The organism is Microbacterium oryzae (assembly GCF_009735645.1).
Classification (GTDB): Bacteria; Actinomycetota; Actinomycetes; order Actinomycetales; family Microbacteriaceae; genus Microbacterium; species Microbacterium oryzae.
This window is the reverse complement of the sequence record NZ_CP032550.1, coordinates 1,530,676-1,545,736: the sequence shown is the minus strand read 5'-3', so window position 1 is coordinate 1,545,736 and position 15,061 is coordinate 1,530,676. Positions and strand designations below refer to the sequence as shown.

Annotated in this window: 16 protein-coding genes; 15 read left to right on the top strand and 1 reads right to left on the bottom strand. The window is 72.2% G+C overall.

The genetic code is table 11. The annotated features are described in order from the left end of the window. Positions 1–150 precede the first annotated feature (150 nt). From glmS to D7D94_RS07160, 9 genes are all read left to right on the top strand, one after another. On the top strand, positions 151–2,004 hold the full coding sequence (glmS, locus tag D7D94_RS07200; protein WP_156241968.1) for a glutamine--fructose-6-phosphate transaminase (isomerizing): 1,854 nt from the start codon (positions 151–153) through the stop codon (positions 2,002–2,004). Between the two features lie 168 nt (positions 2,005–2,172). Further along, the gene (locus tag D7D94_RS07195) at positions 2,173–2,592 is read left to right on the top strand and encodes a holo-ACP synthase (RefSeq protein WP_156241967.1); all 420 of its coding nucleotides are present in this window, start codon (positions 2,173–2,175) and stop codon (positions 2,590–2,592) included. A 17-nt stretch (positions 2,593–2,609) separates the two neighbouring features. Next, positions 2,610–3,716 carry an alanine racemase gene (gene alr, locus D7D94_RS07190; protein ID WP_156241966.1) on the top strand — a complete coding sequence of 369 codons (1,107 nt, stop codon included), beginning with the start codon at positions 2,610–2,612 and terminating at the stop codon, positions 3,714–3,716. Beyond that, positions 3,713–4,219 carry a tRNA (adenosine(37)-N6)-threonylcarbamoyltransferase complex ATPase subunit type 1 TsaE gene (tsaE, locus tag D7D94_RS07185; RefSeq protein ID WP_156241965.1) on the top strand — a complete coding sequence of 169 codons (507 nt, stop codon included), beginning with the start codon at positions 3,713–3,715 and terminating at the stop codon, positions 4,217–4,219. The genes alr and tsaE overlap by 4 nt, the downstream gene beginning before the upstream one ends. Continuing rightward, entirely contained in the window at positions 4,216–5,667 is a 1,452-nt protein-coding gene (locus tag D7D94_RS07180; protein ID WP_156241964.1) for an APC family permease, read from the top strand. The genes tsaE and D7D94_RS07180 overlap by 4 nt, the downstream gene beginning before the upstream one ends. A 59-nt stretch (positions 5,668–5,726) precedes the next feature. After that, positions 5,727–6,443, top strand: coding sequence for a tRNA (adenosine(37)-N6)-threonylcarbamoyltransferase complex dimerization subunit type 1 TsaB (gene tsaB / locus D7D94_RS07175; protein ID WP_156241963.1), 717 nt, complete (start codon positions 5,727–5,729; stop codon positions 6,441–6,443). Then, a complete protein-coding gene (gene rimI, locus D7D94_RS07170) occupies positions 6,440–6,937 on the top strand; it encodes a ribosomal protein S18-alanine N-acetyltransferase (protein ID WP_156241962.1) in 498 nt (165 codons plus the stop codon). The genes tsaB and rimI overlap by 4 nt, the downstream gene beginning before the upstream one ends. Next, positions 6,934–8,001, top strand: a complete 1,068-nt coding sequence (tsaD, locus tag D7D94_RS07165; protein ID WP_156241961.1) for a tRNA (adenosine(37)-N6)-threonylcarbamoyltransferase complex transferase subunit TsaD — start codon at positions 6,934–6,936, stop codon at positions 7,999–8,001. The genes rimI and tsaD overlap by 4 nt, the downstream gene beginning before the upstream one ends. After that, the gene (locus D7D94_RS07160) at positions 7,998–8,345 is read left to right on the top strand and encodes a hypothetical protein (protein ID WP_156241960.1); all 348 of its coding nucleotides are present in this window, start codon (positions 7,998–8,000) and stop codon (positions 8,343–8,345) included. Before tsaD ends, D7D94_RS07160 begins: the two co-directional genes overlap by 4 nt. 78 nt (positions 8,346–8,423) lie before the next feature. Here D7D94_RS07160 and D7D94_RS07155 read toward each other — a convergent pair whose 3' ends face one another. After that, positions 8,424–9,611 (bottom strand): class I SAM-dependent methyltransferase, encoded by a 1,188-nt coding sequence (locus D7D94_RS07155; protein ID WP_156241959.1) that lies wholly within the window; start codon positions 9,609–9,611, stop codon positions 8,424–8,426. A 162-nt stretch (positions 9,612–9,773) separates the two neighbouring features. On the opposite strand from D7D94_RS07155, the gene groES reads away from it, so the two are divergent. The 6 genes from groES (at position 9,774) to D7D94_RS07125 (ending at position 14,910) form a co-directional block, all read left to right on the top strand. Beyond that, positions 9,774–10,070 (top strand): co-chaperone GroES, encoded by a 297-nt coding sequence (gene groES / locus D7D94_RS07150; RefSeq protein ID WP_039394204.1) that lies wholly within the window; start codon positions 9,774–9,776, stop codon positions 10,068–10,070. 80 nt (positions 10,071–10,150) lie between these two features. Further along, positions 10,151–11,347 carry a mechanosensitive ion channel family protein gene (locus tag D7D94_RS07145; protein ID WP_156241958.1) on the top strand — a complete coding sequence of 399 codons (1,197 nt, stop codon included), beginning with the start codon at positions 10,151–10,153 and terminating at the stop codon, positions 11,345–11,347. Beyond that, positions 11,344–12,288 (top strand): EamA family transporter RarD, encoded by a 945-nt coding sequence (gene rarD, locus D7D94_RS07140; protein WP_156241957.1) that lies wholly within the window; start codon positions 11,344–11,346, stop codon positions 12,286–12,288. Before D7D94_RS07145 ends, rarD begins: the two co-directional genes overlap by 4 nt. Positions 12,289–12,428: 140 nt before the next feature. Beyond that, positions 12,429–13,328: a metal ABC transporter substrate-binding protein gene (locus D7D94_RS07135; RefSeq protein ID WP_156241956.1), complete on the top strand. Its 900-nt coding sequence runs from the start codon at positions 12,429–12,431 to the stop codon at positions 13,326–13,328. Beyond that, a complete protein-coding gene (locus D7D94_RS07130) occupies positions 13,325–14,050 on the top strand; it encodes a metal ABC transporter ATP-binding protein (protein WP_156241955.1) in 726 nt (241 codons plus the stop codon). Before D7D94_RS07135 ends, D7D94_RS07130 begins: the two co-directional genes overlap by 4 nt. After that, positions 14,047–14,910 carry a metal ABC transporter permease gene (locus D7D94_RS07125; protein ID WP_156241954.1) on the top strand — a complete coding sequence of 288 codons (864 nt, stop codon included), beginning with the start codon at positions 14,047–14,049 and terminating at the stop codon, positions 14,908–14,910. Before D7D94_RS07130 ends, D7D94_RS07125 begins: the two co-directional genes overlap by 4 nt. The last annotated feature ends 151 nt before the right edge of the window (positions 14,911–15,061 follow it).

The window sequence follows — 15,061 nt, the reverse complement described above, 5'->3', positions numbered from 1 at the left end:
CTCGGTTCGCCAGTGCGGGCGACACGGTTTCGGACTCCGAAGCGTGTCGCCCGCACTGGCGAGCGCAGGAAGCCGATGCATCAAAAGCGCGGATGCCGCCTCCTTCGATCATGGCGGGACCGATCCCTCGCCAGATCTAGGATTGAGCGCATGTGTGGAATCGTCGGATACGTCGGCCCTCGGGAAAGCCAGGACATCCTCCTCTCGGGCCTCGCCCGTCTGGAGTACCGCGGGTATGACTCCGCAGGCATCGCGGTCATCGACCGGGATGGCGCTCTGGGCATGCGCAAGAAGGCGGGCAAGCTCGCTCGTCTGCGCGAGACGCTGGAGGAGACCCCGCTCGCCGCGGGCACGACCGGCATCGGCCACACCCGCTGGGCCACGCACGGCGGCCCGACGGACGAGAACGCGCACCCGCACCTCGCGGATGACGACAAGCTCGCGGTGATCCACAACGGCATCATCGAGAACTTCTCCGCGCTGCGCGCCGAGCTCCAGGCGGAGGGCTACTCCTTCCGCAGCCAGACCGACACCGAGGTCGCGGCCGTGCTGCTGGGCCGCGAGTACCGGGTCGCGGGCGGCGACCTGCAGGCCGCGTTCCGCGCGGTGGTGGCGCGCCTCGAGGGCGCGTTCACGCTGCTCGCCATGCACGAGGACCACCCGGGCCTCGTCGTCGGCGCGCGCCGCAACTCGCCGCTCGTCATCGGGCTGGGCGAGGGGGAGAACTTCCTCGGGTCGGATGTCGCGGCGTTCGTCGAGCACACCCGCCGCGCGCTCGCGATCGGCCAGGACCAGATCGTCGCCATCACGCCGGAGGGCGTGACGGTGACGGACTTCGACGGCAACGTCGTCGAGGTCGAGGCGTTCGAGGTGTCGTGGGATGCCGCCGCCGCCGACAAGGGCGGCTGGTCGAGCTTCATGGCCAAGGAGGTCGCGGAGGAGCCCGACGCCGTCGCGAAGACGGTGCTGGGTCGCGTGCACGACGGGCAGATCGTCATCCCCGAGCTCGACGGCATGGACGAGCTGTTCCAGGGCGTCAGCCGGGTCATCGTCCTCGCCTGCGGCACGGCGTACTACGCGGGCCTCGTCGGCAAGTACGCGCTCGAGCAGTGGGCGCGCATCCCCGTCGATGTCGAGCTCGCGCACGAGTTCCGCTACCGCGACGCGATCGTCGGCCCCGACACGCTGGTGGTGTCCATCAGCCAGTCGGGCGAGACGATGGACACGCTCATGGCGGTCAAGGAGGCCGCGCGCCTCGGCGCGAAGACCCTCTCCATCTGCAACACGCAGGGGGCGACCATCCCGCGCGAGTCGGACGCGATCGTCTACACGCACGCCGGCCCGGAGGTGGCGGTCGCATCGACGAAGGCGTTCGTCGCGCAGATCACCGCGCTCTACCTGCTGGCGCTGCATGTCGGCCGCGTGCGCGGCGCGCTGTCGGCCGAGGTCGGCGTGGAGGCGATCGAGGAGCTCGAGGCGCTGCCGGAGAAGATCCAGTGGATCCTCGACAACGAGCAGGGCCGCATCGAGCAGCTCGCGCACTGGATGACCGACACCCGCTCGGTGCTGTTCCTCGGGCGTCACGTGGGCTTCCCGATCGCGCTCGAGGGTGCGCTGAAGCTCAAGGAGCTGTCGTACATCCACGCGGAGGGCTTCGCCGCCGGCGAGCTGAAGCACGGGCCGATCGCGCTCATCGAGCCCGGTCAGCCGGTGTTCGTCATGGTGCCCTCGCCGCGCGACGGCGCGACGCTGCACTCGAAGGTCATCTCGAACATCGAGGAGATCCGCGCCCGCGGCGCGCGCGTGATCGCGGTGGCGGAGGAGGGCGACGCCGCCGTGCTGCCCTTCGCCGACGAGGTGCTGCGCGTGCCGCTCGCAGCACCGCTGTTCGAGCCGGTGCTCTCGGTCGTGCCGCTGCACATCTTCGCCATGGGCCTCGCCACGGCGAAGGGCCTCGACGTCGACCAGCCCCGCAACCTCGCGAAGTCCGTCACGGTCGAGTGAGCCGGTGCGGGGGCGTCCGCGCCCCCGTACGGCCCCGCGGGCGTCGTCCCGTCGGCCTCCGTAACCATCCGCCAGACGATGTCGTCTCACCGACGCGACACCGTCCAACGCGGAAAAGCGTGTCCTTCCGGTGAGACGATGTCGTCTGGGCGGGAGAAGGGCAGCAGCATGATCGTCGGAATCGGCGTCGACGTGGTCGACATCGCGCGGTTCGAGCGCACCCTCACGCGCACGCCGCGCCTGCGCGAGCGCCTCTTCACGCCCGCCGAGCGGCCGCTGCCGCTCCGGTCGCTGGCCGCGCGGTACGCCGCGAAGGAGGCGCTCATCAAGGCGCTCGGCGGATCCGAGGGCCTCACCTGGACCGAGGCCGAGGTCGCCCGCAACGGCGAACGCGAGGCCCCGCGCTTCGAGTTCACCGGCGCCACCGCCGACGCGATCGCCGCCCGCGGCGTGACCGCCGTGCACCTCTCGCTCTCCCACGACGCCGGCCTCGCCGTCGCGTACGTCGTCGCCGAGGGGCCGGATGGTCCGGGTGCTGCCGCGACGGATGGTCCGGGTGCTGCCCCGACGGATGGCCCCGCCTCGTGAGCGGGGGAGAATCGCCCATGCGCGAGGCCGTCATCGACCGCGCCGCCATCGTCCACAACGTGCGCCACCTGCGGGAGGTCGCCGGCACGCGCGAGTTCATCGCCGTCGTGAAGGCCGACGCCTACGGGCACGGCGCCGAGACCGCCGCCCGCGCAGCGCTCGAGGGCGGTGCGACGCGGCTCGGCGTGGCGGAGATCCCCGAGGCGCTCGCCCTGCGCGCCGTCGGCATCGACGCGCCGATCATCGCCTGGCTGCACGACCCGAACGAGGACTTCGTCGCCGCGGCGCACGCCCGCCTCGAGCTCGGCGTCTCGCGCATCCCGCAGCTCGAGGCGATCGCCCGTGCGGGCGACGCGGCCGGCACCGGCGCGCCGCGTGTGCACCTGAAGGTCGAGACCGGGCTCGGCCGCAACGGGCTCGCCCCCGCGGACTGGGCCGACGCATTCGCCGAAGCCGCACGCCTCGAGCGCGACGGGCGCCTCGTCGTCGAGGGCGTCTTCAGCCACCTGTCCGGCACGAGCGACGCCGACGACCTCGACCAGGTCGGCGTCTTCGAGGGAGCGCTCGCCGCAGCATCGGCGGCGGGCCTGGCCCCGGCCATCCGCCACCTCGCCGCGACTGCGGCGGCCATCCGCCTGCCCGCCGCGCGGTTCGACGCCGTGCGCGTCGGTCTCGGCATCTACGGTCTCTCGCCGTTCGACGACGCGACCTCGGCGGACCTCGGGCTGCGGCCGGTCATGACGCTCACCGGCCGGGTCGCCGCGGTGCGCCGGGTGTCCGAGGGGCAGGGCGTCTCCTACGGATATGTGCACCGGACGGCATGCGAGACGACCCTCGCGCTCGTGCCGCTCGGCTACGCGGATGGCATCCCGCGGCAGGCATCGGATGTCGCGCCGGTGGCCATCCGCGGGGAGCGCCTGCGCGTCTGCGGCCGCATCGCCATGGACCAGTTCGTCGTCGAGGTGGGCGACCTTCCCGTCGAGATCGGCGACGAGGTCGTGCTCTTCGGCGATCCGAGCGCGGGGACGCCGGCGGTCGAGGAGTGGGCGGAGGCCGCGTCCACCATCAACTACGAGATCGTCACGCGCATCGGTCCGCGCGTGGCACGGAGGGTGACGGGATGATTCCCGACGACCTGCTCGGCACGCACGACGTGCCCACCGCATCCGACATGGAAGAGCTCGGGCGCCGCCTCGGCGCGCACCTGGAAGCGGGCGACCTCGTCGTCCTCACCGGGCCGCTCGGCGCGGGCAAGACGACGCTGACGCGCGGCCTCGCCGAGAAGCTCGGCGTGCGCGGGCCCATCCAGAGCCCCACCTTCGTCATCGCGCGCACGCACCCGTCGCTCGTCGGGGGAGTGCCGCTCGTGCATGCCGACGCCTACCGCCTGTCGTCGGCGCTCGAGCTCGACGATCTCGACATCGACGTGGACGGCTCCGTCGTCGTCATGGAGTGGGGCCGCGACAAGGTCGAGGGCTTGCGCGACGTGTGGTGGGACGTGGAGATCACGCGGCCCGTCGGCGGCCGCGGCTCCGACACGATGTGCGGCGACCTGTCGCGCGCATCGGCCGAGCTCGACGAAGACGCCCCGCGCGTCGTCCGGATCGAGCGGCGCACCGCCGCATGACCCGCCCCTCTCTGGCGGCGCAGCTCCTGCGCCGTCGCACGATCGGCATGCTCGTCGCCGAAGCCGGCACCTCGAGCGAGGGCCCGGGCACGCTGGGCCGCCACCTCTCGATGATCCAGCTCGCGATGATCTCCGTCGGGGCGACGCTCGGCACCGGCATCCTCGCGCTGCTTGCGGAGCAGATCCCGCATGCCGGTCCCGGCATCTGGATGAGCGTGCTCCTCGCGGCCATCCCGGCGCTGCTGTCCGCGCTGTCGTACGCGGAGATGGCGGGCGCCGTGCCCGTCTCCGGATCGAGCTACTCATACGCCTACGTCACCCTCGGTGAGGGCGTCGCATGGGTCGTCGGCTGGTGTCTCGTGCTGGAGTACGGCGTCTCGGTGGCCGCGGTCGCGGCGGGCGCCGGGCAGTACGTGGACGAGACGCTCGCGATCTTCGACCTGTCGCTCCCCACCGCCATCGCCTCGGACCCCTCGGCGGAGGGCGGCGTGTTCAACCTCAGCGCATTCCTCCTCGTGATCCTCGCGATGGTGCTGCTGCTGCGAGGCGTACGCGAAGCGGCATGGATCAACACCGTGCTCGTCCTCCTCAAGATCGTCGTGCTGCTGTTCTTCGCCGCCGTCGCATTCACGGCGTTCCGGATCGATCACTTCTCCGGCATGTTCGACACGTTCTTCCCCGGTGTCACGGGCGCCGCCGCCGTGCTGTTCTTCTCGTACATCGGCTTCGATGCCGCGTCCACCGCGGGAGAGGAAGCACGCAACCCGACCCGCGATCTGCCTCGGGCCATCCTGCTCGGCATGGGTCTCGTCACGGTGATCTACGTGGTGGTCGCCGTCGCGGCGATCGGCGCGCGCGAGGCGTCGTGGTTCCGCGAGAACGGCCTCGTCACCGTGCTCGCCGAGGTCACCGGGCAGCCCTGGTTCGGCGTGGTCTTCTCGCTCGGCGCGCTCATCGCCTTCGCGAGCATCGTGCTCACCGTGCTCTACGGACAGACGCGGATCCTCCTCACGATGTCGCGCGACGGCCTCGTGCCGCGCGTGCTCGGCCGGATCTCGCCGCGCACTCAGACGCCGGTCGTCGGCACCCTCATCGTCGGGATCGTCATCGCCGTCGCCGCCGGCGTCGTGCCCCTCGGAGAGCTCGCGAACGCCACGAGCATCGGGACCTTCGCCGCGTTCACCGTCGTCAACATCGCCGTGATCGTGCTGCGCTACCGCCGCCCGGAGCTGCCGCGCACGTATCGGGTGCCGCTCTTCCCGGTCATCCCCGTGCTCGGCGCGCTCACCTGCCTCGCGCTCATGTCGCAGCTGTCGGCGAGCACCTGGATCGCCTTCGCCTGCTGGATGGTCGTGGGCGCGGTGATCTACCTCGGCTACGGTCGACGGCACTCCCGCGTCGGCGCGCTCGCCGAGGCCAAGTACCGCGCGGCGCTCGTAGAGGCGTAGGGCCGGGCCCTCCGCGCGTTCCCGGCGTTCCCGAGGCCCGGGAAACTACGCTGGAGGGCATGATCCTGGCCGTCGACACCTCCCTCGGCTCGGGCGCGGCGGTCGTCGCGCCCGACGGCGAGATCCGCTCCGCCGTCGAGAGCGAGAACGCCCTCGGGCACGCCGAGGTGATCGGCACGCTCCTCGAGCGCGCGCTCGCCGACGCGGGCGTCGCGGCCGGCGACATCACGCATGTCGCGGCGGGAATGGGACCGGGGCCGTTCACCGGCCTGCGCATCGGCATCGCCGCCGCGCGCGTATTCGCACTGGGCCGCGGCATCCCCGTGCTGCCCGTCGTGAGCCACGACGCCGTCGCACTGGAGCTCCTCGAGACGCATCCCGACGGCGGATTCGCCGTGACCACCGACGCCCGCCGTCGGGAGAACGCGATCTCGGTCTACGGCGAGCCCGACGGATGGCGCCTGCCGCGCCGAGTCGCGGGGCCCGAGCTCCGCCCGCGTGACGCCGACCTCGCGGCGGACCTCCTGCTCGCGAGCCTGCGCTTTCCGGAGGAGATGAGCAGTCAGGAGGAGGAATCCCGCACAGGGGTCCTCCCGAACGCACATCTCCTCCCGAACTCCGTGATCTTCGCGGCCACGCGCATCCCGATCGGGATGCTGGGCCGGGTCGCGGCCATCCGCCTCGGCGCCGGTGAAGCGCCCGACGTCGACGAGCCGCTGTACCTGCGGTCGCCCGATGTGAAGATGCCCGCGCCGCGGAAGAAGGTGAGCGCGTGAACATCCGGCCCGCGACCATCCTCGATCTGCCCCCGATCATCGCGCTCGAGCGCGCATCGTTCCCCACCGACGCGTGGAGCGAGGCGATGATGCGCGAGGAGCTCGGCTCCGAGCACGGGCACTATCTCGTCCTCGAGCAGGCGGGGCAGGTCGTCGGCTATGCCGGCCTGCGCGCGCTGCCCGGCTCGAAGGACGCCGACGTGCAGACGATCGCCGTCGCCGAGAGCGCTCGCGGCCGCGGCCAGGGGCGCGCGCTGCTGCGCTCGCTCGTGGAGGAGGCCGACCGGCGCCGCGTGCGCGAGGTGTTCCTCGAGGTGCGCGCGGACAATCCCGTCGCCCAGGCGCTGTATGCGAGCGAGGGCTTCACCGAGCTCGGACGCCGCCCCGGGTACTACCAACCCGACGATGTGGATGCGATCGTGATGCGCCTCGACGTCCCCGCGTGGCGCGCCGCGCGCACCCCCGACCCTGCCGATGCCGGAGCCTGCTCATGACCCCCGCCGAACCCCTCGTCCTCGGCATCGAGACGAGCTGCGACGAGACCGGAATCGGGATCGTCCGCGGCCGCACGCTGCTGTCGAACACGATCGCGAGCTCCATGGACGAGCACGCACGCTTCGGCGGCGTCGTGCCCGAGGTGGCCGCACGCGCGCACCTCGAGGCGATGCAGCCCGCGATCGAGCAGGCCGTGGCCGAGGCCGGCATCCGCCTCGCCGACGTCGATGCCGTCGCCGTGACGAGCGGCCCGGGTCTCGCCGGCGCGCTCATGGTGGGTGTCGGGGCCGCGAAGGCGCTCGCCGTCTCGCTCGAGAAGCCGCTGTACGCCGTGAACCACCTCGTCGGCCACATCGCCGCGGACCTCCTCGCCGACGACAGCGAGCCGCTCGAGTACCCGACGGTCGCGCTCCTCGTCTCGGGCGGGCACACCTCGCTGCTGCTCGTCCGCGACCTCACGAGCGACGTCGAGCTGCTGGGCGAGACCGTGGACGACGCCGCCGGCGAGGCGTTCGACAAGGTCGCGCGCATCCTCGGGCTGCCCTACCCGGGCGGCCCCGAGATCGACCGGGCGGCCGTCGGCGGCGACCCCGACGCCATCCGCTTCCCCCGCGGCCTCTCGCGGGCGAGCGACCGCGAGAAGCACCGCTGGGACTTCTCCTTCTCCGGCCTCAAGACCGCCGTCGCGCGGTGGACGGAGCAGCGCGAGGCCGAGGGCGAGGCCATCCCGATGGCGGATGTCGCGGCGAGCTTCCGCGAGGCCGTGGTCGACGTTCTCGTGACCAAGGCCCTCGACGCGTGCGCCGAGCACGGCGTACCGCGCCTGCTGCTCGGCGGCGGGGTCATCGCGAACCGCCGCCTGCGCGAGGTCGCGCTCGCCCGCGCGGAGGCCGCCGGCGTCACCGTGCGCATCCCGCCGCTGCGCCTCTGCACCGACAACGGCGCGATGATCGCCGCGCTCGCGTCGGAGCTCATCCAGAGCGGACGCCGCCCGTCGACGCTCGCGTTCGGCGCGGACTCCACGCTGCCCGTCACCGAGATCCAGGTCGCGCCGGTGCCATGACCGAGCCCGAGGACGCCGCACAGCTCGACGACGACGAGCTGCTGAACGAGGTGTCCTCCGCGATCCCGGTGGTCCGCCGCCGGATCTCGCTCTCGACGCCCGCGCTCATGCTCGGGATGTTCGCGCTGCCGACATCCTGGTTCACGCCGTGGGTGGCGCCGCTCGCTCTGGTCGCCGTCGTGCTCGCCGTCATCGCGCTCGTCCGCCGGCACGCGGACCGCTCGATGGCGTGGTGGGGTTTCGGTCTCGGCATCGCCGCGCTCGTGGGCTGCAGCGTGTGGGCGGTGTGGATTCTCGGTCAGCTGGGGGAGACGCCGGTGCTGGCGGTGCCGGGGCTGCTGTGATTCGGATGGCCCCTCCCGGGGTCCCGGGGAAGGGTTGCGGCGTGTCGTCTCGCTTCGCTCGCTCGACGTCCGCGTGCCTCACACGCGGTCGGCAAGGATGGCCGTCCGCTTGCCGCCGATGCGCGTCACGAACAGCGTCGCGGACTCGTCGCCCCGCAGGTTCAGCTTCTTCCGGAACAGCGCCGGGTCGATGTCGACGCCGCGCTTCTTGATCTCCAGCGTGCCGATGCCTCGCGCGCGCAGGGCCTTCGCGAGCGCCTTCGCATCGGCGGGGAGCGTCTCGCGCACGCGGAACGACGTCACGAACGGCGTCGTCACCGCCGCGTCGCCCGTGAGGTACGCGATGCCCGGCGCCACCGGCCCCGCCTCGAGCGACCGCGCCACCTCGCCGACCAGCCGCGCGCGGATGACCGCACCCTCGGGCTCGTGCAGGAACGCCCCGAGCTCGCGCACCGGCTCGTCCTCCGTGTCGCCCGCACTGGTGAGCTCGTGCGAGGCCTCGCCGCGGATGACGAGTGCCGCGCGCCCCACGCCCTCGCGGGCGAGCGCGCCCGACCACAGCACGACCTCGACGGTGGACCCGTCCACGCTCACCCACTGCGCCTCGACGCCGTCCGGAATCGCCTCGCGGTCGTGCGCTGGTCCGAGCTTCATGCCCACGGGCATCCGCTCGCCCAGCTCGTGCGCCCAGTCAAGCGACGGCGAGTAATCGGATGGCGCCACGCGCCGCGTCTCGGAGTGCCCGGCCGTGCGCCGGGCCGGGTCGAGCCAGACGGCGTCCCACCCGGCCAGGTCGACTTCTTCCGCGCGGGCGGAGCGCACCTCGACCGCATCCCCGAACGGGCGGAGGTTGTAGGCGGCGAGGGCGGCGGTCACCGGATCGGCATCGACCGCGAGCACGTCGAGCCCGCTGCCGGCGAACGCGAGCGCGTCGCCGCCGATGCCGCAGCCGAGGTCGGCGACCCGGCCGATGCCCGCCCGACGGAAGCGCGCCGCGTGGTGCGCGGCCACGGCCATCCGCGTCGCCTGCTCGACACCCGCGCGCGTGAACAGCATGCGCGAGGCGAACGGGCCGAACTTCGCCTCGGCGCGCAGGCGCAGCCGCGACTGGCCGACGACGGCGGAGACGAGGTCGGGGGAGTGTCCCTCCGCGCGCAGGCGGGAGACCGCGCGGGCGACGTCGGCGGTCGTCTCGACGGGGTCGAGGGCGTCGAGCAGCGCGAGCCCCTCGGAGGTGAGCAGCGCGTCGAGTTCTCCCTGATCCATGAGTCCCATTCTCCCGTGCCGCCGGACGACCGCCCCCGCTCGCGACGCGCGTTGGCACTCGCGTTGCATGAGTGCCAGGCGTCGTCCTATGCTGGCATTAGCACTCTCGGCATGAGAGTGCGAACCAGTCTTCCGTCGAAGCAACGAAAGAAGAGGTACACCGTGTCGGTTTCCATCAAGCCGCTCGAGGACCGCATCGTCATCAAGCAGGTCGAGGCCGAGCAGACCACCGCCAGCGGTCTGGTCATCCCCGACACCGCCAAGGAGAAGCCCCAGGAGGGCGAGGTCGTGGCCGTGGGTCCCGGCCGCATCGACGACAACGGCAACCGCGTTCCGCTCGACGTCGCCGTCGGCGACCGCGTCCTGTACAGCAAGTACGGCGGAACCGAGGTCAAGTTCGGCGCCGACGAGTACCTGGTGCTCTCGGCCCGCGACGTGCTCGCGGTCGTCGTCCGCTGACGACAGCCTTCGGAAAGGCCCGGCGCTTCGGCGCCGGGCCTTTCTGCATCCACGGAGGTCGGCGTCGTTAGCGTGGACGGATGCTCCCTCTCGACGTCGAACAGCCCGTGGACGCCGCCTCGCTCGCCTGGGGGTGGGGTACCGTCGCCATCGCCGTGGCGGCCGCGCTCGCCGCCGCGTTCGTGTGCACCTGGGTGCTCGGGGTCGTCATGCGCACCCTTGGGCGCCGTCGCGAGCTCTTCACGCGGCTCTCCCGTCGACTGCGCTCGCCGCTGTTCTGGACCATCCTGGCGGTCGGCCTCTGGGTGGCGACCGCGCAGCCGCTCGAGCAGGTCGCGCCCGCCCTGGCCGGCGCCATCCGCTACACCCTGAAGCTCGCCTCGATCATCACGATCGGCTGGCTCATCGCGAGCATCCTGCTCTTCCTCGTCGACGGCCTGCTCGCGCGCAGCGTTCCGGATGGCGATGCCGACTACACGCTGCGCCGTCGCCGCACGCAGATCCTCATCATCCGGCGGCTCGTCATCGTGGTCGTCGTGGTGCTCACCGCCGGCACGATCCTCATGACGATCCCGGGCGCGGAGAGCTTCGGGACCTCGCTGCTCGCGTCGGCCGGCGTCGCATCGATCGTCGCCGGCATCGCCGCGCAGTCCACGCTCGGCAACGTCGTCGCCGGCATGCAGCTGGCGTTCTCCGACGCGCTGCGCGTGGGCGACACCGTCGAGGTGGACGGCGAGTTCGGCGTCGTCGAGGAGCTCACCCTCACCTACGTCGTCGTTCAGATCTGGGACGACCGGCGCCTCGTGCTGCCGTCGACCTACTTCACGACCACGCCCTACGCCAACTGGACGCGCTCGCAGACGCAGCTCACCGGCGTCGTGCTCATCGACGTGGACTGGGGAGTCGACCTCGACGGCCTCCGCGCGGAGCTGCAGCGCGTCGTCGAGTCCGCTCCCTCGTGGGATGGCCGCTCGGCCGGTCTCGTCATGGTCGACGCCCGCGCCGACGCCGTGCAGGTGCGCGCGACGGTGACCGCGGCGAACTCCGGCGACCTGTGGGACCTCCGCTGCCTCGTGCGCGAGCGTCTCGTCGCGTACGTCTCCCGACGGGGCGAGTCGCTCCCCGCGCGGCGGGTGCGGGTGGAGGAGCGCGGCGACGGGCAGACCCTCGAGCAGGCTCCGGGCCGCGCGCACGAGCCAGCCGACCGCTCCCGCGGGCGTCGGCGGCGGGCCGCGGAGCGCCTCGGCCGGGTCTCCCGACGTAACCTGGAGGGATGACCGGACCCGCGCCATCCGCCCCCGACCGCGAGCGGATGCTCGGCACCGGATACGGCTTCGGCGCCTATCTGCTCTGGGGCGTGCTACCGCTGTACTTCGTGCTGCTGGCGCCGACCGGTCCGTGGGAGGTCGTCGCGTGGCGGGTGCTGCTGTCGCTCGTGTTCTGCGCTCTGCTGCTGACCGTCACGCGCGGCTGGGGGCGGATGGCCGCGGTGCTGCGGAATCGTCGACTCGCGCTGTGGACGGCGATCGCGGGCGTGCTCATCTACGTGAACTGGCAGACGTTCCTCATCGCGACGCTCACCGGACACGTCATCGAGTCGAGCCTCGGGTACTTCATCAACCCGATCGTGACGGTGCTGCTGGCCGTGCTCGTGCTGCACGAGAGGCTGCGGCCCGCGCAGTGGGCGGCGATCGGGATCGCCGCGGTCGCGGTGGCCGTGATCGTCATCGCGTACGGGTCGGTGCCGTGGATCTCGCTCCTCCTCTCCGCCTCGTTCGGGTTCTACGGCCTCGTGAAGAACCGCATCGGCGGCGCGGTGGACGCCGTCAGCGGCCTCGCGATCGAGACGGCCTGGCTGACGCCGGTCGCGGTCGTGCAGCTCGTGGTCGTCGCGATGACGACGGGGCTCACGTACGGGTCGGTCAGCATCCTGCACACGGTGATGCTGTCGCTCGCGGGCGTGGCCACGGCCATCCCGCTGCTGCTCTTCGCGGCCGGCGCGCGGCGCGTCTCGCTGACGACGATCGGGCTGCTGCAGTTCATCGCGCCGATCCTGCAGTTCCTGTGCGGCGTGGTCGTGCTCGGCGAGCCCATGCCCCTTGAGCGGTGGATCGGGTTCGGCATCGTGTGGGTCGCGCTCGCGGTGCTCTCGTTCGACATGGTGCAGAACGCCCGGCGCTCGCGGCAGGCGGCTCCAGTGGCGGATCCGGTCGGCTGAGGCGAGGCCTCTTCGCTTCGCCAGTGCGGGTGGCACGGTTTCGGCACCGGAAGCGTGTCGCCCGCACTGGCAAACCGGGTGGTCGGGTGGATCCGCGCGTGCCGCTTGCCCCGGAGGGCGCGCGGCTCTAATTTTTCGGTATGCCGAAAAATCGTCGGGTCGCCGGTGCCGCGCTCCTCGCGGTCGCCGCGCTGCTGTCCGCCTGCGCGGCGCAGCCCGCGGCGGAGGGCGACGGCCGCCCGGTGGTGCTCACGACGTTCACGGTGCTCGCCGACATCGCGCAGAACGTCGCGGGGGAGCACCTCGCCGTCCAGTCGATCACGAAGGTCGGCGCCGAGATCCACGGCTACGAGCCGACCCCCGGCGACATGCGCCGCGCCGCGGACGCCGCGCTCGTCCTCGACAACGGCATGGGGCTCGAGGCCTGGTTCGCGCAGTTCGTCGATGCGGTCGACGCCCCGCACGTCGTCGTGTCGGACGGGGTGGAGCCGATCTCGATCGAGGGCACCGACCATCCGAACCCCCACGCGTGGATGAGTCCGGCGAACGCGCGGATCTACGTCGACAACATCGTCGCCGCCTTCAGCGACCTCGACCCCGCGCACGCCGACGCGTACGCGGCCAACGGCGCGGCGTACCGCGGCGAGCTGCAGGCCGTGGCGGACGAGCTCGTCGCCGCCCTCGCGCCGCTGCCGGAGAACGAGCGCGCGCTCGTCACGTGCGAGGGCGCCTTCTCGTACCTCGCCCGCGACGCCGACCTCGCCGAGGCGTACATCTGGCCGGTGAACGCCGAGCAGCAGGCGCGGCCGCAGCAGATCGCCGCCGTCACCGAGTTCGTCGACGACCGCGACGTGCCGGCCGTGTTCTGCGAGTCGACGGTCTCGGACAAGCCCATGCAGCGCGTGGTCGAGGCGACGGGCGCCGCGTTCGGCGGCACCCTCTACGTCGACTCCCTGTCCGAGGCCGACGGCCCGGTGCCGACGTATCTCGATCTCATCCGACACGACGTCGACCTCATCGTGGAAGGGCTCACGGGATGACCCCCGCCATCGAACTCGCCGACATCACCGTGCGGTACGGCGACATCCTCGCCCTCGACGGGGCGTCGATCGCCGTCGAGCCCGGCCGCGTGACCGCGCTCATCGGCATGAACGGCTCCGGCAAGTCGACGCTGTTCAAGACCGCGCTGGGGCTCATCCGCCCGGACGAGGGGAGGGTGCGCATCGAGGGTGGCTCGCCCGCGACCGCCCGGCGGCGCGGCGTCGTCGGCTACGTGCCGCAGAGCGAGGACGTCGACTGGGCGTTCCCCGTCTCCGTCCGCGACGTCGTGATGATGGGCAGGTTCGGGCGCCAGGGCATCACGCGGCGCCCCCGCCCGGAGGACCGGGCCGCCGTCGCCACAGCGCTCGAGCGGGTCGACCTCGCGGACCTCGCCGACCGGCAGATCGGCCAGCTCTCCGGCGGCCAGCGGAAGCGCGCGTTCGTCGCGCGCGGCATCGCGCAGGGCGCGCGGATCCTCCTCCTCGACGAGCCGTTCGCCGGCGTCGACAAGCGCTCCGAGGCGACGATCGTGCGCCTGCTGCGAGAGCTCGCGGCGGATGGCTGCGCGGTGCTCGTCTCGACCCACGACCTGCATGCGCTTCCGCAGCTGGCCGACGAGGCCGTCCTGCTGCTGCGCCGCCCCCTCTTCCACGGACCGGTCGACGTCGCGCTGCGCCCGGAGAACCTCGCGAAGGCGTTCGGACTGGAAGGCGTCGCATGAGCCCGCTCGACCTCCTCCTCGAGCCGCTGCAGTACGACTTCATGCTGCGCGCGCTCGCCGCCACCGTCGTCGCCGCGATCGTGTGCGCGTTGCTGTCGTGCTGGCTCGTGCTCGTCGGCTGGTCGCTGATGGGCGACGCGGTCTCGCACGCGGTGCTGCCGGGGGTCGTGCTCGCCTACATCGTCGGCGCGCCGTTCGCGCTCGGGGCGCTCGCATTCGGGCTCCTCGCCGTCGCGCTCATCGGCGTGCTCCGCGACACGAGCCGCGTGAAGGAGGACGCCGCCATCGGCATCGTCTTCACGACGCTGTTCGCGCTCGGGCTCGTCCTCATCTCGGTGACGCCGAGCCAGACCGACCTCAACCACATCATCTTCGGCAACATCCTCGGCGTGTCCGACGGCGACCTCATCCAGATCGGAGTGCTCGCCGCCGTCGCGCTCGCGGTGCTGCTCGTGAAGCGCCGCGACCTCACCCTCTACGCGTTCGACCCCACGCATGCGTTCGCGATCGGCCTCTCCCCGCGGCTGCTCGGGGCCATCCTGCTGGGCGTGCTCGCGCTGACGTCGGTCGTCGCGCTGCAGGTGGTCGGCGTGATCCTCGTCGTGGCGATGCTGATCATCCCGGGAGCCACCGCGCACCTGCTCACCGACCGGTTCGGGCGGATGCTCATCATCGCCCCCGCCCTCTCGGCCGCGAGCTCGGTCGTCGGCATCTACCTCAGCTTCTGGCTCGATGCGGCGTCGGGCGCGCTCGTCATCCTCGTGCAGGGCGTGGTGTTCACGCTCGTCTACCTCTTCGGTCCGCGCCACGGCCTGCTCGGGCGGCGGATGGCCCGGCTCCGGGCCGCGCGCGTCGGCTGACGACGGCGGATGGCCGGGGCCGGGTTCGGCCATCCGCACCCGACCCAGCCGCGGCCATCCACCCGCTACCTGAGCGCGCGGTGTGAGGGGGCAGAACGTCGCTCCCAGACACGCCGGTAGAATTCCTGCACGGGATGGTGATCCTTTCCCG